Raw genomic sequence first — 17,467 nt, forward strand, 5'->3', positions numbered from 1 at the left:
TACCGCGCGTTGCTCGGCGCGTCCGGCTGGGACACGGCCAGCACTCAAGGTAGCGTCCGATCTTGTGAAGTCGACTCGCCAGTGCTCCCGCACCAACTGTGCGCGGCCCGCCGCCGCGACATTGACGTATGTCTATGAGGATTCGACGGTGGTCGTCGGCCAAATGGCAGCGCAGGCTGAGCCTCACAGTTATGACCTGTGTGCCGACCACGGCGAGCGGTTCACGGCGCCGCGCGGGTGGGACGTGGTGCACATCCACCAAGACTTGGTAGACCCAGGCCCCAGCACTGACGATCTCGATGCGCTGGCACGAGCAGTGCGTGAAGCTGGACGGCCTACGCCGCCAGCAGACATCCCCAGCGCGCCAGTCGCATCCGAGCCTCGGCGCGGGCACTTGCGCGTCGTCTCAGGAGACTGAGAACCGGATAACCTGGGTGGCGTGAGTGACGCACCCGACCTGAGCGGCCTGATTAAGGCTTATGACATCCGCGGCATCGTTGGCGAAAGTCTGAACGACGACGTTGCCCGCGCCATTGGAGCAGCATTCGCTGACGCCGTGGTGCTTCCCGACGGCGACACACACGTGGTCATTGGCCATGACATGCGTGACTCCGGCCCCAGTCTGATGGAGGCCGTGGGGTGGGGGCTCCGCCGCCGTGGCGTCAATGTGGTTGAGATTGGGCTGTGCTCGACGGACGGGCTCTATCACGCGTCGGGAATTCTCGAGTTGCCTGGCGTCATGATCACGGCCTCCCACAACCCTGCTGGCTATAACGGCATGAAGATGTGCCGCCCACTGGCGCGGGCAGTCGGTGAAACCACAGGATTGGGCCGAGTGCGCGAACTCACTGCGGACACCTTGGCACGCCAGGCCTCCGGTACAGGGGATATTGCCGATGCCATCGCGGCCGCCGATGTCCCTGGCGAGGTGAGCGAGCGCGAGACATTGGCCGAGTACGCGGCGTTCTTGCGTGATCTTGTGGATCTCAGCGACGTGCGCCCTCTCACCGTGGTCGTCGATGCGGGAAACGCGATGGCAGGCTTGACTGTGCCCGCTGTGCTCGGTGGAGAGGCTGGCCTGGATCCGCTCCCGCTGACCATCATCCCGCTGTACTTCGAACTCGACGGCACATTCCCCAACCACGAGGCCAACCCGCTCGATCCCGCTAACTTGGTCGACCTGCAGCGAGCGGTCCGCGAGCATGGCGCGGATCTCGGACTTGCGTTCGACGGCGATGCCGACAGGTGCTTTGCCGTCGACGAGCGCGGCGAGGTGGTCCCGGCATCGGCGATCACCGCTTTGGTGGGATTGCGTGAGGCCGCGCGTGAAGCGGCAGCTGGGCGCAGCGCCACCGTCATTCACAACCTCATCTCCTCACGCGCCGTCCCCGAGCAACTCGCTGCGGCGGGCGTCACCCCAGTGCGTTCCCGGGTCGGGCACAGCATCATCAAGGCACAGATGGCTGAGCTCGACGCGATTTTCGGTGGAGAGCACTCGGCCCACTTCTACTTCCGCGACTTCTTCTTTGCGGATTCCGGCATGCTTGCCGCGATGCACCTCATGGCCGCCCTGGGAGGCCACGACGGAACGCTCAGCGACCTGCTCGAACGGCACAGCCCCTATGCCGCCTCGGGCGAGATTAACTCCACCGTGATCGACGCTGCCGCAGCACGCGAACGCGTTCGCGCCGCCTTCGCCGGACCTGACGTGACGGAGGACAACCTCGACGGCATGACGCTCGAGCACTGGGCGACAGAACCCCGGTGGTGGCTCAACGTACGCGCCTCGAACACCGAGCCTCTCTTGCGCCTCAACGTCGAGGCAGCGGATCCGGCGGTGATGGCGGACATCCGTGACCGTGCACTGGAATTGATTCGGGAGGCCTGACATGTCCGCCGAGGGTGGCAGCAAAGCGATCATTGCGGCGCTGAGCGCCAACCTTGGCATCGGTGTCACCAAGTTTGGCGCGTGGGCGTTGACAGGTGCATCGTCGATGCTTGCGGAAGCGATCCACTCCGTCGTCGACTCGGGCAACCAGATCCTGTTGCTCGTGGGCAAAAAGAAGTCCACCCGCGCCGCAGACGACACCCACCCCTTCGGCTACTCCAGGAACCGTTACTATTACGCGTTCCTCGTCGCAGTCATGCTGTTCTCCCTGGGAGGCCTCTTCTCGCTTTACGAGGCCTGGCAAAAGTGGCAAGAGCCCGAACCCATCGACTCCTGGGCCTGGGTCCCCCTCGTCGTGCTGCTCCTCGCGATGGTGATGGAAGGTCTGTCCCTGCGTACCGCCATCAAGGAAGCAAATCAGGTCCGCGGCAAACTCGGCTGGTTTGCCTACATCCGTCGCTCGCGGTCGCCCGAGATCCCCGTCATCCTGCTCGAGGATACGGCCGCACTGGTGGGCCTGGTCTTTGCCTTCTTTGGAGTGTCAATGACGCTCATCACCGGCGACGGGCAATGGGACGCCGTGGGAACTGCGATGATCGGCCTGTTGCTCGTCACGAACGCCGTCATCCTCGCCAAGGAGACCAAGTCACTGCTGATGGGGGAGTCCGTGACGAAGGAAGATCTGCAAAGGATTCGGGACGCTTTCGCCGTATCCCCGCTGACCGATGTGATTCACCTGCGCACGATGCACCTGGGGCCCGACGACGTCATGATCGCCGCTAAAGTGGGGGTGGCTCCGGGCGCTCAGATCGATCAAATCGCCGCCGACATCAATGATGCGGAGCGCCGCATCCGAGCAGAAGTGCCTGCCGCTCGGCTGATCTACATCGAACCTGACCTACGACATTCCCTCAAGGAGCCCCCGCGTGAGTAACCCCGACTACGTGATTGCTGACCTCGCCCTCGCTGAGGCAGGACGCCACCAGATCCGCCTCGCAGAGATCGAGATGCCGGGCCTGATGGGTTTGCGGAGCGAGTTCGGCGACGCGCAGCCGCTCAAGGGCGCGCGCATCGCAGGGTCGTTGCACATGACTACGCAGACCGCGGTGCTCATCGAGACGCTGACGGCGCTGGGTGCGCAAGTACGGTGGGCCTCGTGCAACATCTTCTCGACGCAAGACGATGCGGCAGCGGCCGTGGTCGTGGGTGACGGCACCTACTCGGCCCCTGCGGGGGTGCCGGTGTTCGCCACCAAGGGCGAGACTATCGAGGAGTACTGGCAGTACACCGACCAGATCCTCACCTGGGCAGGTGAAGACGGGCCCACCATCATTCTCGACGATGGCGGTGACGCAACGCTGCTCGTTCACGAAGGTGTGAAGGCAGAAAAGGCCGGGGCGGTTCCTGCGCCTCTCGACGAGGAAGACCCTGAGTACAACGTCGAGGTCGAAGGAATGCGACGGGTGATCCGCCGCTCACTGGAGGCCGACCCCACACGATTTACGCGGATGGCCGCCGGCATCGTCGGTGTGAGCGAAGAAACAACCACCGGTGTGCACCGCCTCGACCAGATGCACGAGCGCAACGAATTGCTGTTCCCGGCGATCAACGTCAACGACTCCGTGACCAAGTCCAAGTTCGACAACCGCTACGGCATCCGCCACTCCCTGCCGGACGGCATTAACCGCGCCACCGATGTGCTGATGGGCGGCAAGGTCGCCTTCGTCGCCGGTTACGGCGATGTAGGCAAGGGTGCTGCCGAGGCGCTGCGCGGCCAAGGTGCACGCGTCATCGTGTCTGAAGTCGACCCCATCTGTGCGTTGCAGGCAGTGATGGACGGCTACGAGGTTGCGCGCATTGAGGACGTCGTGGAGCGCGCCGACTTCTTCATCACTACGACCGGCAACAAGGACATCATCCGTGTTGACCACATGGCCGCGATGAAGGACAAGGCGATTGTCGGCAACGTGGGCCACTTCGACAACGAGATCGACATGGCAGGTCTGGCCCGTTCCGGTGCCAAGCACCAGCCCATCAAGCCCCAGGTCGACGAGTGGACCTTTGCCGATGGCCACAGCGTCATCATTCTGTCCGAAGGCCGCCTGCTGAACCTTGGCAACGCGACCGGCCACCCGAGCTTTGTGATGAGCACGTCGTTCGCCAACCAGGTGCTGGCGCAGATCGAATTGTGGAACAACCTTGAGGCTTACCCGCTGGGTGTGCACCGCCTTCCCAAGGTCCTCGATGAGAAGGTCGCGCGGACTCACCTCGACGCACTGGGCGTGCAGTTGACTGAGCTCACCAAGGAGCAGGCTGACTACCTTGGACTACCGCAGCATGGTCCGTTCAAGGCGGAGCACTACCGCTACTAACGACCCCCGCACCTTCGCCACATGGCTCCATTTCGCTGTCTAGAGGGCTCAAAACAGCGAACTGGAGCCATCGGGCGATTAGGCGTCGGTGAGTCCGTAGGGCAGTGCCGTGACGCGCGCATCTTCCTTCTCGAGGCGTGCTTGACGGCGCATCTCTAAGTCCAATTCGCGGCGAGACCTCTCAGAAATCACTGCTGCGATCAGGACCTCTGGGTGTGTTCCCGGAGGAGGCGCAGGAAACACCAACTCCGTGAGTCGCGCAGCGAGTTCAGTACCCAGGCGTGCACGCGAGTCCATACGCAGCGACGGCGCACGTCCCAGAAAATGTCGGCACGTCAACGCCAAGCCATCGGGCAGGCGGCGAATGTCGGCACTGCGAGCCCACGGCGCCAACTGGGGCGGCATCGCGATCGGCGGCAACGCGCGGGGAGCACCACGCACACGCATGGCGTACGTGCCGGCGAGCATGTCACCCAAGCGCTTACCCCGCGCGGACAACGTGGACACGGTAATGGCGACCATGCCAAACGTGGCGTAGATCTCGACGATGCCCACGAACGAGCGAATGAACGAGTGGCGGAACGACAACGGACCGCCGTCATCGCGCACCATCCGTAGACCTAGCGCCAAGTGCCCAAGCGAGTATCCGCGGGTCAGTGTCTCGACCAGTGCGGGCAGAACGCCGAGCCACAACACGAGGGTCGCGATGAGAATCGCAGCCCACGCGGCTTCGTTCACCACCGGCCCCACGACTGCAGAGAGTCCGGTCATGGCCAGTGCTGCGGTGACCCCATAGACGAATACGTCGATGGCCCCGGAGAGCATGCGCAATGTGACCGGTGCGGCGCCAGTGCTGAGACTGACACCCTCACCAATAATGATCTCGTCGTCATCCATGTGAATCACCCCCATGACCTCGCGTCTTATGGCATCGTAGCGGCGTGGACATTGATGCATTTACTCAGGCTCGCCAGCCCCGCTGGGATCGCCTTCGCGAACTGGCGGGATCGCGCCGCCTCACCGGCGCTGAGGCTGATGAACTTGCTCGCCTTTATCAGTCCACTGCGGGGGATCTCGCGACCGTGCGGTCAACAGCGCCTGATCCGGGGCTTGTGAGCCGCCTGTCGATCGCGCTTGCGGGCGCTCGTGTGTGGTTGACCGGAGGCCATGAGGCGTCGTCAGGGGCACTGCGGCGCTTCGTCGTTTATGGACTCCCGGCCGCTCTCTATCGCGTCCGCTGGTGGGGAGTCATGGTGTCACTTGCGGTGATCCTGGGCGGTGCAATCTGTGCGTGGTGGATGCTGAGCCACCCTGAAGCGATGGCGCTCGCAGGCACTCCGTCACAGCGTGCAGAACTGGCGCAATACGAGTTTGCCAACTACTACGTTGAGTACGATTCCACATCGTTCGCGGCACGGGTCTGGACCAACAACTGGTTCATCGCGGCCCAGTGCATCGCATTGGGCATTACAGGAATCTATCCGCTGATTCTGCTCTACAACACCGTGATTCAGTTGGGCGTGGCCGCAGCGGTCATGGGGGAGGCCGGTTTGCTGGCCGAGTTCTTTCAGCTCATTAGCCCCCACGGTCTGCTCGAACTGTCCGCGGTCTTCGTGGCAGCCGGCGCGGGCTTGAGGTTGTTTTGGACGATGCTGGCGCCAGGTGGCCGCCCCCGCGGAGCAGCGCTTGCTCAAGAGGGACGCACCGCCTTCGGCGTCGCTATCGGACTCGCTGTCGTGCTCCTCATCTCGGGCCTGATCGAGGGGTACATCACGGGCTCGGCGTTGCCGTGGTCTGTCAAGGTCGGTATCGGCATTGCGGCGTGCGCCGCATTCTGGCTCTACGTCTTTGTGGCGGGACGTCACGCCGTCAGCTTGAATGTTGATGGCGACTCCGACGGCGATTTTGCGACAGCCAAGGTCGCGATTTCGGCGTAGCAGCCGGGGACGGTTGGCCAGTGCTACATGCGGCCGGATGCTTTGAGGGCAAGGTAGCGATCCGCGACCTCAGGAGCCAGCTCGTGAGGATTAGCGGAGATTACTTCCGCTCCCAAGTGCCGCAGGCGGGCCTCAACACCTGCACGTTCAAGCCCAGCGCGCGACGCGGCAGCCGCTCCGTAGATCGCGGCGGCATCTTCCCGCCCAGCCAGCAGTTCCGCCTCCGCCGGATCGTCCACGGACGCCACAAGAACAAGGTGCTGGCGACTCAATGCCTCGACAGCATCGAGCAGCCCCGAATCCACGGCAGTGACATCGACTGTCGTCAGTAAGACCACAAGGGCACGCTGGCTCACCCGCGATTGGACGAGCCGCACCACCGCAGGCCAATCAGGCTCCACGAGGACGGGTTCCACCGTCGCGAAGGCATCCGCGAGCTCTGGCATCAGTACGGGTCCAGAGGTACCGATGGCTCGGGCGCGTTCCGTTCGGTCGAAAGCCGAAACGTGGACGCGGTCACCAGCGTGAGTTGCCAGTGCGGTGAGGAGTAGCGCGGCCTCCATCGAAGCGTCGAGCCGCGGTGCATCTCCCATACGCACTGCTGCGGTACGGCCAGTCTCAAGGACGGTGAACACACGCCTGTCGCGTTCAGGGCGGAACGTCTTGATGAGCACGTCGGCCCTGCGTGCGGAGGCCCGCCAGTCGATAGTTCGCACGTCATCGCCCACCACGTACTCACGCAAGGAATCAAACTCGGAGCCCGCACCTTTGAGTTGTACTGCGGTACTGCCATCAATCTCACGGAGCCGCGCGAGCCGCGCAGGGAGATGGCGGCGTGCCGCGAACTCCGGAAGCACTCGGACCTGCCCCGCAACTTCAACCGAGCGTTGCCGTCCAGCCAGGCGCATCGGCCCTTCGCTTCGTATCGTCACGCGATCGGCGAAGCGGTCTCCGCGGCGGGTAGGGCGCAAGACTGTCGTGAGTGTGGTGACGGCACCGGCCGCGAGCCTATAGCGGTGGCGTGGGTTCTCCGCCCCCGCCGAGGGCTGCCATGCGTCTCTGATGGCACCTCGCATACGCCTACGCGAGAGATTAGTGACCTCGAGCGTGCTGGCCGTTGCCTCCGTCAGGCGGATGGAGCGGGGCACATCGCGCCGGAAACCGAGTCCCCGCGTGCTGGCCGCCAGGACGGCATCGAGGCACGCGAGCACGAGTACACCCAGAATCCACATCCACGCGAACTCGCGTGTATGTACCCACAGCGTGGGGATGACCCCGAGAGCGCTGAGTGCGACAGTCCAGCCGGTGATGTACATGAGTTAGCGGGGAACGGGCACAGCCGCGAGGACGGCGTTCAGGACGCTCGTGACAGTCACACCTTCAAGTTCGGCTTCGGCGCGCATCTGAATGCGGTGCCCGAGCGTCCACTGTGCGAGTGCCTTGACATCGTCGGGAGTCACGAAGTCCCCGCCGCGCATCCACGCCCACGCACGAGCAGTGTTCATCAGCGCGGTGGCACCACGGGGGGACGCACCTACTGAGGTGGATGCGGCCTCACGAGTCGCGCGGCAGAGGTCGACGATGTAGCCCGTCACCGCATCGGACACCTGAACCTGACGGACAGCGCTGCGGGCGCGGTCAAGGTCCTCGACACCGGCGACGGCCTTGAGACCTGCCTGAGCGAGGTCACGCGGGTCGAACCCGGAGGCATGGCGTCGAACAACGTCGATTTCTGCTTCGCGGGCAGGCAGGTCGACGGGAAGTTTGAGGAGGAAACGGTCCAGTTGTGCCTCGGGGAGCGGATATGTTCCTGCGTACTCGATGGGGTTCTGGGTGGCGATCACGAGGAACGGGTCCGGTAGCGGCCGGGCTTCACCATCGACCGTGACCTGGCGTTCTTCCATAGCCTCCAGCAGCGCCGACTGGGTCTTGGGCGGCGTGCGATTGATCTCGTCGGCGAGCATCAGGTTGGTAAACACCGGGCCCGCGCGGAAGGAGAACGCGGCAGTCTTGGCGTCGTACACCAGTGATCCCGTGACATCGCCAGGCATCAGGTCGGGCGTGAACTGTACCCGCGAGAACTCAAGGTTCAAGGCTGCCGAGACCGACCGTGCCAGCAGTGTCTTCGCGGTGCCCGGTACGCCTTCGAGGAGGACGTGCCCGCGGCACAGGAGCGCGATCACGAGCCCAGTAAGGACCTGGTCTTGTCCCACCACTGCACGGGACACTTCGGTGCGCACCGCTCCGAGTGCTTGTCGTGGGTCGCTGCCGCTCGGGCCCGGGCCCGGGCTCGGAGCTGGCGCGGGCTCAGATGCGGAGTCCGGCGTCGGGGCCGCCTCGGGGATTCCTGGGGTCTCGGTCATGGTCGGTGAACCTCGCTTTCTAGGGCGTCAAGGTCGGCGATGAGGTCAATCAATTCAGCATCGTTAGACGGGGGTGGCCCGCCAAGCGTTCGGGCTACATGGTCTCGAGGTATTCCGGTCGCGCTGTGGACCGCGTCGATGAGCGCGTTCATAGTGCCGGAGCGCGGGACGCCGAGGCGCGCGCCCATGCGCGACGCGGTGCTCGCTCGTAGTGCAGCAGCCGCATGGTGTGCTGCGCGGGCACGCCGGTAGAGACGGGCACGGCCGCGCACCGCCTCCGCGCCAGGGACGATGACGGGAAGGGGCTCGGGAACGAGAGGTCCAAAACGTCGACCGCGCCATAGCCCCGCCATCAGGACCGTGAGCCCCAGCATGAACAGCATTGGAATGAACCACGGTGGCAGCATGTCCGCGTCGGCTTCCACCTCGGCGGAGGGTGGGAGGTCGTTGGTGTCATCGAGCCAGGTGGGCACGGAGGAGTCGAAGATGTCGGCGACGTACCAGACTGCAGCGTCCTGATGGCTCAAAGCGCGGAGGGCGAGCGCGGCATGTCCCTCCTCCGTCAAGTGCTCGTTGGTAACGATGGAGGTGCTGCCAATGATGCGGACGGTACCCGAGTCGCGCGGCGCGACCAGGTAAGCGCTGTAGCCGTCTGGGGTGGTGAAGCACGCCTGGTACTGCGCAGCACCTGAGTGTGTACCGAAGCCCGCGGTGACGTTGATGGTGCCCGCAGCGAGAGCATCGGCGTCATCGCATTGTGCGTCGGTGCGCCCGTCGGCGACGTAGGTGCTGATGTCCGGGTCCGTGATGCCAAGGCTCTGGAGGATGGTGCGGTCCGCGCCAAGAAACACGAGATCTCCTGGGTATTCCATGAGCGCGTCGATTTGGTAACTCTGCAAGTCTGAGGGGACAGACACGATCAGGGTTGTGGAGCCGGGGTCTTGGATGTTCGTGGCGCTGAGCGTCTGGGGATTGCTCACGTCAACCCCGTGCTCGCCCAACAGTTGCGCTACGGCGCGCGCTCCATCGCTTCCTGGGTTGGCGGGAGACAGCGGCCTCTCATCTGTGGGCTGGGCCATGACCGCGAGGACCCCGAGCAGAATGAATGCCAGGAGCACACCAGCCACGACCAGTGGGTGCTTGCGTAGTGTGGCAACTGCGCCGGGACGCGCGGCCACACGCGTGTGAGCTTCAGTCGTCATGCGGTGTGACCTGCCTGGGCGGCGTGCTCAGGGATAGCGGCGTCGAGCTCTTGGGCCTGCTCCCAGGCGGTGACACTGAGTCCACCGCTGCCATATCGAGCGCGATCGAAGTCCTGGGCCACAGGTGAAGCCATGGGGGTGTCTGGGGCGGCGAGCATCAGCGACCGCGCTGCTTCACTGGCGGTCATTCCTGGCACAACGCGCATGAGGGAGCGCTCACTTGCTGATCGAATAGACGCGCGGAACATTTCGATGACTGCCGTGTCCCAGTCATGGCGAGTTGCCGCAGCGTGCGCAGCGGCACGCATCTGATCCGCAGTTCTCTCGTCCTCAGGGTCGAGTGCCGCGTGTTCGGCTACGGCGCGGCGCCGGCGCATCGGCCCTACAACAATCCACACAATGAGTGCCACGATCGCGATGATGACGCCGGTAGCGACGAGCACCGACACCAGGGGAAACCCCGCCGCGACGTCACCGGCACCATTGAACAAGTCCTCAATCCAAGCGATCAGCCGCTCCATGAGCGACGGCCCCCTTTCTTGGTACTCAGGCTTGGAGAGTTCGTCCTCTGCCCATTCCCGTGCTTGGTCGGCGTCAGGATCCACGATCGCGGTAGAAATCATGCGTAGCGATTCGCTGTTGCACGGGCCTCGGCGGCGCGTGCGAGGTCGATGTCAAAGCCCTCATGGCGAATCCGCAGATCGATGTACGTCAGCGCGTAGACCGAGCCCAAGTAGCTGTACGAGACTGCGGAGACCAATGCCAGCAGGATCCCGTAACTACCAAACAGCACAATCGCCACGACGATGGTCGACTCGGGTGCAATGAAGATCGTCGCTGTGACGGCGATCTGCGCCACGGTTTGCAGGATGCCGGTCACGACCTGGATGAGGAGCGCGGCGACGAACACGATGAGGAGCGACCACCAGAACCGGCCCTTAATGAGCCCGAAGGTGCGTTTGATAGCGCTGCCGAACGAGGCGTTTTCGAGAACGATGATGGAGCGCGCAATGCCTTGGAGGACGAGGACGACCAGGGTGAGGGGGAGTACCACGAAGAGCAAGAGTGCAAGGAAGACGAGGACGCCTGCAATCTCTCCTGAGCCGGCCGCGATAGACACGATGAGCGGGATGATTGCCAATGCCACGAGCACACCCAGGACCGCGCCACCCACGATGAACAGCAAGACCAATGCGCCTAGGCGACGCCGCACCATGGGCCATGCGCCGGCCACCGACAGCTTCTCTCCCATGACCGCTCGGGCTACCCCTGCGGCGACGAACGCTCCGGACAAAATGTCGGTGGCGAGCGCGAACAACGCTGCGATCACGACAAGTCCGATGGCGATGGCGCCAGTGTTGGTCGGGATGGTGTTTGATTCGAGGGCTAGGAGTGGGTCGCCGAACAGCGCCAGCATCGCGAAGCACATCAGCAGGGCTGAGCCAAGCGACAGCAACAACGGGATCCCTAGTACTGGCCCTCGGTTGAAGCGTATGGCTTTGAATGGGGCCGCAAGAAAGTCCCCAAAGGAAAGGGGCTTGAGCGCCACGATGCCCGGTTGCCAGGAGCGGAAGGTTGGCGTGCCTGACGGTGGTGGCGGGTTGCCATGTGGAGGAGGAGGCGACGTCGCGCCGTAGTTCGCGGCCGGGGGTGGGGTTCCTGGTGTTGACGGCGGGGGCGTGTGTGGGGCCGCGCCCGGCCAGACGGGCGGTTCGGAACCTGGACCGTATGGGTGTGTCATGTCCCCCTCCTTCATAGGCCACGCCCATCCTGCCATGTTCTGGCAAAAACGACGAGGGTCCCGTCCCGTCTGCATTTGCATGGCAAGATAACAATATGACGGCACGTATCTTGGTGGTTGACGACGACCCTTCAGTCGCGGAGATGACCGGAATTGTCCTGCGGGGCGACGGCTTTGATCCGGTGTTCTGCGATCACGGGGATAAGGCGGTGCAAGCGTTCCGTGACTACAACCCTGACGTGATCCTGCTTGACCTGATGCTTCCGGGCCGCTCGGGAATCGACATCTGCCGGGAGATTCGTGCCGAATCAGGTGTCCCGATTGTGATGCTGACAGCGAAGTCGGACACTGTTGACGTGGTGCTAGGCCTGGAATCCGGTGCCGACGACTACATTCCCAAGCCCTTTAAGCCTCGCGAACTCATTGCGCGTGTACGAGCGCGGCTGCGCCGCAACGACAACGCAGTTCCCGCGGTAGTGCGCATCGGCGATCTTGAGATAGATGTGACGGGACACCGTGTGACCCGTGACGGCCAGGTGATCCCCCTGACCCCACTGGAGTTTGATGTCTTGGTGACGCTCGCCCGGGCACCCGGCCAGGTGTTCACGCGCGAGGCCCTGCTGGAGGATGTGTGGGGTTACCGTCACGCCGCAGACACTCGGCTCGTCAATGTCCACATTCAGCGCCTGCGCGCCAAGATCGAACAAGACCCTGAACATCCCGAGATCATTCAGACCGTGCGCGGCGTGGGGTATAAGGCGGGCGCACACCAGTCGTGACCGACGAGGAACGCTCCCTTGGCGCGCGCATTCTCGCGCCACTGAAAGCGGCTGGTCGGCGCTGGTCCCGGTCGCTGTCGCTGCGCATCGTGTCCTCGACTCTGGTGGTCGGTATCGGCACGGTGCTTCTGCTCGGTGCGTATGTCACTGACCAAATCCGCGATGGGCTGGTTGACGACCGGGTCGACCGGGTGTTGTCCGAGAGCGCTCGCGACGCCAACATCGCCCAGCAGCGCGCTGACTCGACGCCAGCGGCAAACCCAGCGGAGATGCAGCAGTTCGTTTACGACCTCATCATTGAGTTGCGCGCATTGGGTGGTGAGAGCCGGGGACTCGTGATGTTGCGCAGTCCCGACAACACGTCATCAGTGCCCCTGACCGTGGGTGAGTCTACGACGGGCCTTGACGAGACGATTTCTGCGGAAATGCGGGCTGCTGTGGCGGGCGATATGACACAACCGTGGCAGTACGTCCAGTTCCCCGGCTCCGATATTGCGGGCATTGTCGTGGGTTCGGAAGTCGATCTTGGTGTCGCTGGCCCGTACGAGTTGTATTTTGTCTACTCGCTGGAAGATGAGCAGGCCACGCTCGCGCTGATCCAACGCGTGCTGCTGCTGGGCGCAGTGGTGCTGATGGGGCTCGTGGTGGCCATGACATGGTTCGTCACTACCCAGGCTGTCCGGCCGGTGCGCCGAGCATCGCGGGTCGCCTCGCGATTGGCTGAGGGGCGACTCAGTGAACGCATGACTGTTCGCGGACACGACGAGATGGCGACGCTCGCGCAGACCTTCAATGAGATGGCGGAATCCCTCCAACGTCAGATCACCAAGCTGGAGCGCTTGTCCCGACTTCAACGGCGCTTCGTGTCCGACGTCTCCCACGAACTGCGGACGCCGCTCACCACCATTCGTATGGCATCGGACGTGTTGTATGACGCCCGCGCGGACTTCCCCGCGTCGGTCTCGCGCTCCTCGGAACTCCTCAGCGCCCAACTCGACCGATTTGAGGCACTCCTGTCTGACCTGCTCGAGATCTCCCGCATTGACGCGGGCTCCGCTCAACTGGAGTTCGAGAAGATGGACATTGCTGACGTTGTGCGTGAGGAGGTTGAAGCGATGGTGCCGGTGGCACAGGACATTGGTGTGCCCGTGCGTCTGCGCGTGGCTGAGGGAGAACACTCAGCGTCGCTTGACCGCCCGCGCGTGGGGCGCATCGTCCGCAATCTCTTGTCAAATGCTGTGGAGCACGCGCAGGACACCCGAGTCGAGGTGTCCGTGCGTTCTGACCGTCGCTCTACCGCGGTGGTGGTGCGGGACTTCGGCGTTGGGTTGACGCCACAGCAGGTGGAGCGAGTGTTCGATCGATTTTGGAGGGCCGATGCTGCCCGCGCCCGGACGATGGGTGGCACCGGACTGGGTATGTCGATTGCTAGTGAGGATGCGCAACTCCATGGCGGAGCGCTTGAGGTGTGGGGTTCCCCCGGGCAGGGTGCGAGCTTCCGTTTGGTGTTGCCACGCACGCACGAAGGCGTGGGACACAACCAGCCACTGCCCTTGGTGATGCGACAAGGGGCCTTTGAGGAAGTCGGGCCACTTATTGTCGATAGCGCGGCCGAGCCTCAGGACCCAGAGAGCGAGGAGGACGCGTGATGAATAAGCGGACTGTGGCGGCCGTCGCCGCGCTCGCGGCTGTGACGTTGAGCGCCTGTGCCTCTATTCCGACGGACGGCGACGTCACAGAGGGCAATGGTGACGTTGCTCCGATTGAGAACTTTGAACCCATCGTTCAAGGGCCTGCGCCCGAGGACGATCCTGCCGCCATCATCACGGGGTTCCTGACCGCCTCCGCTGGTGGTGTGGCCAGTGACTTCACTGTTGCCCGAGAGTTCCTGACCGCAGACGCGAGCGCCACGTGGGACCCCAGCGCCCAGGTCACGGTCTATGACTCCGGTGCCGTTGTTCCCGAGTGGGATGAAGAAGTCAACACCGTCACCTATGAGGTGCCTTTGGCGTCCACGCTCGACGACTCCGGTCGCTTGGTGGAAGCCGGCGAGGGGGAGGTGTCCGAACTTGTGTTTACGGTGGTGGAGGAGTCCGGTGAGTGGCGAATCTCAGATCTCGCAGATGGCGTTGTGGTGTCGGAGGCCAACTTCGTGAGCTTCTTTAGGCCGGTGTCGTTGGCATTTGCGACGCCTGACCTGAGCACCGTCGTGGGTGAATTGCGGTGGCTTCCGAACAACTATGCGGCGACGGCCGCGGCGCGTGAACTGATTGAGGGCCCCTCGCCGTGGCTCGCCGACGCGGTAGTGACCGGGTTCCCGGCAACCGCTGCCCTTGCGGTGGAGTCCGTGGTGGTGGCCGATGGTGTCGCAACGGTGGACTTGACCGCTCAGTCGGCAGGCACGCAAGTGGAGAGGTCCCTGGCGGATGAGCAACTGCGCTTGACGTTGTCCAGCCTGCCGGACGTGACCGAGGTGGATGTGCGCATCGGCGGTCTGCCCATTTCCGACGAGGACACTGTTGCGCTTGAGTCTCCTGCGATCCCGGACAAGTATGCGGTTGTTGCTGTGGATGGCCGCCTTGGGATGTGGGATGGCACAGAAGTGCGTGTGACACCCGCTGATGTGGGCGCGCTGCCTGCCGGCGCGAGCGTGGTGGCACGGGATTTGGATGCTAGCCAAGCTGCGTGGGTGGCGCCCGATGGCGTGTATGTCACGGCAGTGCTTGCCGACGGCTGGGAGTCTCTGGTTCCGCTTGATGAGGCCGATGCGCCTGCGACGGAGATTGAGGCGACCCGCGTAGTCGCTGGGACCGATGCGGTTGACCCGAGCTTCGATGATCACGGCTATCTGTGGACGGCGGTGAAGTCCGGCGGTGCGATCACGGTGACACGTGGCGATGATGCGCCCATACGGTTGGGGGAGAACTGGCTTGCAGGCCGCGAGGTCTCTGCGATCTCCGTTTCCCGATCCGGGACCATGGTGGCTGTCCAATCGAGGTCCGGTGGCCAGCCAATTCTTGAAGTGGCTGCCGTGGTGCGGGATGCCTCGGGTGTCCCGATCGCCTTGGGTGAGGCCAAGGCCGTAGGCGCTGACGTGGGGACCGGCGTTGACATCGCGTGGATCGATGAGGTCAGTTTTGCTCTGCTCGGCGAACCCGTCGAGGGCACGGCGTCACCGTTGTGGACTGTCACGGTGGGCGGTGAGACGACGGCCATCACCACGATGCGGGAAGCAACGGGAGTCGCGGCTCGGTCGGGGCAGGCGACGCTGCTGGTCGTGGGAGACGACGAGGTGGTCGAGGAGCGTTCTGGCACGTCGTGGACGATGGTGCTGGAAGGCATCACTGACATCGCGTACGCCGGTTAGGTACGCGCGCTCACGACTGCGTGTCCCCAGCCGTCGTGGCATCGGGGCTGCCGTCCCCAATCGTGACGGGGCACGGCCGGTCGTGAACGGCGTGTGCTGTGCTGTCACGATGACCTTCCACGACGCTCGCCCAAGCGAATCGATATGGCTACGCGCCCTCCGTGACGTCACCCGATGCATCGTCCCTGTGGAGTGCGCCGGTTGTGGCGCCGTGGACATCCCGCTCTGCCAGCCCTGTGCCGCATTGTGGTGGGAACCCGTGTTGCGCTGTGAGGAAGCGGCTCCACGGCTGATGGTCGAGGACACGGCGCTCATGCCGGTGTGGGCCGCCGCGGTACTGACCGGGCCAGTGCACGAATGGGTAGCCGCATGGAAGGACGGAGGCCGTCGCGATCTGGACCGCATGGCAGCCCAGACGATGCGCCGCGTGGCACTCGAGTCCGGACTGCGCGCTGACGCCGTGGTGCCGGTGCCCTCACGCCCAGGAGCGTACAGACGTCGCGGTGCAGATCTCACGCGCATCACTGCAGCGGCCGCTGCAGACGCATGCGGTGTCCCGCTGGTCTCCGCGCTCGCGATAGGCAGGGGTGAGTCGCGCGGCAAGTCAGCACGAGAGCGCTGGCGCGGGGCCGGAAGTGCCCTGAAGGTGCGCCGTGCGGTGTCGGGCGAGGTGGTCCTTGTTGACGATGTGCTGACAACCGGAGCGACACTTGCGGCGTGCGCGTCAGCCCTTGGCGAAAAAGGGGTGAAAGTACGCGGCGCGCTGGTCCTTGCTGCCGCGTGATGGTCGCATTTCGTACTCGTCAGGACTAGGGTGGGATGCACCAGTAGAGGTGACGCAACGTCACACCTTCCCAGTCAGGAGGTGATGCCCGCAGGCGTATGAGGCGCCGCCGAGAATCACCCTGGCCGGTCGGCATGAGAAGCCCCGGTCCTACCCACTGCGAAGGAGCTGCACCATGGACATCGCCATCGTCGGACGCCACACCAAGGTCACCGAAGAAATGCGCACCACGATCGTTGAGAAGCTAGAAAAGGTCGAGGAAGTGGCTCCGCGTACCACCAGGGCAGAAGTCCACGTGGTCCATGAACGCAACCCCCATTTGTCTGGCAACCGTGAACGTGTCGAGATCACTCTCCACGGTCAGGGCGGCATTCTCCGTGCCGAAGCCGATGCTGACGACCGGCTGATCGCGCTCGACCGGGCTCAGGCCCGTGTGCTTGAGCAGTTGCGCAAGCGCCGCGAACGTCACGCGAAGCGCCACAACAAAAAGCCTTCGCTCCATGAAGTCGTGACCGACCTCGCAAGCCAAGAGTCGGCACCATCGGCACCCGAGGCAGACCCGGTCGAGTCGGTGGAGTCATGGGAAGGTGCGCCAGAGGGCAGCACCCGCGAAGTCGCCATCGACGACACGCCGATCGTGATTCGGTCCAAGACTCACACCGGCAAGCCGATGACCGTGGCGGAAGCCATTGATCAAATGGAGCTAGTGGGCCACGACTTCTACCTCTTCCAGGATGTGGACTCGAACTTGCCCTCTGCTGTCTACCGTCGCCGCGGCTGGACCTACGGCGTGATCCACCTCGAGGCCGACGCCTAGGAGCGCTCCAGACGCACACTCTCGCATCGAGAGACGTGGTGTACGAGGCCCGCATCCGGCTCCACGCCGGGTGTGGGCCTTCGTGGTGCAAATATGGGGAAGAATGAAGAGAGTTTCCACCTCGTGAGGGCGCGCCGTTGCGCCAACAGCGAGACTCGCCGGGGCGTGCCAAGCCACGGCCTACGATAGATCAGGATCAGACCTGAAACTGAGGAGT

The 17,467-nt window shown here is 64.0% G+C and carries 16 protein-coding genes; 10 read left to right on the forward strand and 6 right to left on the reverse strand.

Translation table 11 applies throughout. The features are described 5' to 3' along the window. The first annotated feature begins 64 nt into the window (after nucleotides 1-64). The 4 genes from AOP79_RS06260 to ahcY are packed head-to-tail and all read left to right on the forward strand — an operon-like array spanning nucleotide 65 to nucleotide 4,260. Complete coding sequence (locus AOP79_RS06260) at nucleotides 65-418, forward strand: DUF3499 domain-containing protein (protein ID WP_062071645.1); 354 nt, start codon at nucleotides 65-67, stop codon at nucleotides 416-418. A gap of 21 nt (nucleotides 419-439) precedes the next feature. Next, on the forward strand, nucleotides 440-1,888 hold the full coding sequence (locus tag AOP79_RS06265; protein WP_152648035.1) for a phosphomannomutase/phosphoglucomutase: 1,449 nt from the start codon (nucleotides 440-442) through the stop codon (nucleotides 1,886-1,888). Between the two features lies 1 nt (nucleotide 1,889). After that, entirely contained in the window at nucleotides 1,890-2,822 is a 933-nt protein-coding gene (locus AOP79_RS06270) for a cation diffusion facilitator family transporter (protein ID WP_062071649.1), read from the forward strand. Then, entirely contained in the window at nucleotides 2,815-4,260 is a 1,446-nt protein-coding gene (gene ahcY / locus AOP79_RS06275; RefSeq protein ID WP_062071651.1) for an adenosylhomocysteinase, read from the forward strand. Before AOP79_RS06270 ends, ahcY begins: the two co-directional genes overlap by 8 nt. Nucleotides 4,261-4,338: 78 nt before the next feature. On the opposite strand, the gene AOP79_RS06280 is transcribed toward ahcY, so the two are convergent. Then, nucleotides 4,339-5,157, reverse strand: coding sequence for an RDD family protein (locus AOP79_RS06280; protein WP_062071975.1), 819 nt, complete (start codon nucleotides 5,155-5,157; stop codon nucleotides 4,339-4,341). 44 nt (nucleotides 5,158-5,201) lie between these two features. On the opposite strand from AOP79_RS06280, the gene AOP79_RS06285 reads away from it, so the two are divergent. Further along, a complete protein-coding gene (locus AOP79_RS06285) occupies nucleotides 5,202-6,197 on the forward strand; it encodes a stage II sporulation protein M (protein ID WP_062071653.1) in 996 nt (331 codons plus the stop codon). A gap of 23 nt (nucleotides 6,198-6,220) precedes the next feature. Here AOP79_RS06285 and AOP79_RS06290 read toward each other — a convergent pair whose 3' ends face one another. From AOP79_RS06290 to AOP79_RS06310, 5 genes are read right to left on the reverse strand one after another with little or no spacing between them, the layout of a single operon-like run. After that, nucleotides 6,221-7,513, reverse strand: coding sequence for a DUF58 domain-containing protein (locus tag AOP79_RS06290; protein ID WP_062071655.1), 1,293 nt, complete (start codon nucleotides 7,511-7,513; stop codon nucleotides 6,221-6,223). A 3-nt stretch (nucleotides 7,514-7,516) separates the two neighbouring features. Then, entirely contained in the window at nucleotides 7,517-8,560 is a 1,044-nt protein-coding gene (locus AOP79_RS06295; protein WP_062071658.1) for an AAA family ATPase, read from the reverse strand. Continuing rightward, the gene (locus AOP79_RS06300) at nucleotides 8,557-9,762 is read right to left on the reverse strand and encodes a DUF4350 domain-containing protein (RefSeq protein ID WP_062071659.1); all 1,206 of its coding nucleotides are present in this window, start codon (nucleotides 9,760-9,762) and stop codon (nucleotides 8,557-8,559) included. The genes AOP79_RS06295 and AOP79_RS06300 overlap by 4 nt, the downstream gene beginning before the upstream one ends. After that, entirely contained in the window at nucleotides 9,759-10,385 is a 627-nt protein-coding gene (locus tag AOP79_RS06305; RefSeq protein ID WP_062071661.1) for a DUF4129 domain-containing protein, read from the reverse strand. Before AOP79_RS06305 ends, AOP79_RS06300 begins: the two co-directional genes overlap by 4 nt. After that, the gene (locus AOP79_RS06310; protein ID WP_161794236.1) at nucleotides 10,382-11,503 is read right to left on the reverse strand and encodes a hypothetical protein; all 1,122 of its coding nucleotides are present in this window, start codon (nucleotides 11,501-11,503) and stop codon (nucleotides 10,382-10,384) included. Before AOP79_RS06310 ends, AOP79_RS06305 begins: the two co-directional genes overlap by 4 nt. A gap of 95 nt (nucleotides 11,504-11,598) precedes the next feature. Between AOP79_RS06310 and mtrA the strand changes: the two genes are divergently transcribed. The 5 genes from mtrA (at nucleotide 11,599) to hpf (ending at nucleotide 17,250) form a co-directional block, all read left to right on the forward strand. After that, nucleotides 11,599-12,282: an MtrAB system response regulator MtrA gene (gene mtrA, locus AOP79_RS06315; RefSeq protein WP_062071666.1), complete on the forward strand. Its 684-nt coding sequence runs from the start codon at nucleotides 11,599-11,601 to the stop codon at nucleotides 12,280-12,282. Continuing rightward, the gene (gene mtrB / locus AOP79_RS06320; protein ID WP_062071668.1) at nucleotides 12,279-13,931 is read left to right on the forward strand and encodes an MtrAB system histidine kinase MtrB; all 1,653 of its coding nucleotides are present in this window, start codon (nucleotides 12,279-12,281) and stop codon (nucleotides 13,929-13,931) included. The genes mtrA and mtrB overlap by 4 nt, the downstream gene beginning before the upstream one ends. Further along, nucleotides 13,931-15,649 (forward strand): LpqB family beta-propeller domain-containing protein, encoded by a 1,719-nt coding sequence (locus AOP79_RS06325; RefSeq protein ID WP_062071670.1) that lies wholly within the window; start codon nucleotides 13,931-13,933, stop codon nucleotides 15,647-15,649. The genes mtrB and AOP79_RS06325 overlap by 1 nt, the downstream gene beginning before the upstream one ends. 109 nt (nucleotides 15,650-15,758) lie before the next feature. Then, complete coding sequence (locus AOP79_RS06330) at nucleotides 15,759-16,433, forward strand: ComF family protein (protein WP_152648037.1); 675 nt, start codon at nucleotides 15,759-15,761, stop codon at nucleotides 16,431-16,433. A 175-nt stretch (nucleotides 16,434-16,608) separates the two neighbouring features. After that, the gene (gene hpf, locus AOP79_RS06335; RefSeq protein WP_062071674.1) at nucleotides 16,609-17,250 is read left to right on the forward strand and encodes a ribosome hibernation-promoting factor, HPF/YfiA family; all 642 of its coding nucleotides are present in this window, start codon (nucleotides 16,609-16,611) and stop codon (nucleotides 17,248-17,250) included. Nucleotides 17,251-17,467: the final 217 nt, after the last annotated feature.

It is taken from the genome of Demequina sediminicola (assembly GCF_000975055.1).
GTDB lineage: Bacteria > Actinomycetota > Actinomycetes > Actinomycetales > Demequinaceae > Demequina > Demequina sediminicola.

Coding starts and splice junctions, on each gene's coding strand:
- AOP79_RS06280 (WP_062071975.1), bottom strand. CDS start 5,157: ATGGATGACGACGAGATCATTATTGGTGAGGGTGTCAGTCTCAGCACT.
- AOP79_RS06295 (WP_062071658.1), bottom strand. CDS start 8,560: ATGACCGAGACCCCAGGAATCCCCGAGGCGGCCCCGACGCCGGACTCC.
- AOP79_RS06270 (WP_062071649.1), top strand. CDS start 1,890: ATGTCCGCCGAGGGTGGCAGCAAAGCGATCATTGCGGCGCTGAGCGCC.
- hpf (WP_062071674.1), top strand. CDS start 16,609: ATGGACATCGCCATCGTCGGACGCCACACCAAGGTCACCGAAGAAATG.
- AOP79_RS06330 (WP_152648037.1), top strand. CDS start 15,759: ATGACCTTCCACGACGCTCGCCCAAGCGAATCGATATGGCTACGCGCC.
- AOP79_RS06305 (WP_062071661.1), bottom strand. CDS start 10,385: ATGATTTCTACCGCGATCGTGGATCCTGACGCCGACCAAGCACGGGAA.
- AOP79_RS06290 (WP_062071655.1), bottom strand. CDS start 7,513: ATGTACATCACCGGCTGGACTGTCGCACTCAGCGCTCTCGGGGTCATC.
- AOP79_RS06300 (WP_062071659.1), bottom strand. CDS start 9,762: ATGACGACTGAAGCTCACACGCGTGTGGCCGCGCGTCCCGGCGCAGTT.
- AOP79_RS06310 (WP_161794236.1), bottom strand. CDS start 11,503: ATGACACACCCATACGGTCCAGGTTCCGAACCGCCCGTCTGGCCGGGC.
- AOP79_RS06325 (WP_062071670.1), top strand. CDS start 13,931: ATGAATAAGCGGACTGTGGCGGCCGTCGCCGCGCTCGCGGCTGTGACG.
- mtrA (WP_062071666.1), top strand. CDS start 11,599: ATGACGGCACGTATCTTGGTGGTTGACGACGACCCTTCAGTCGCGGAG.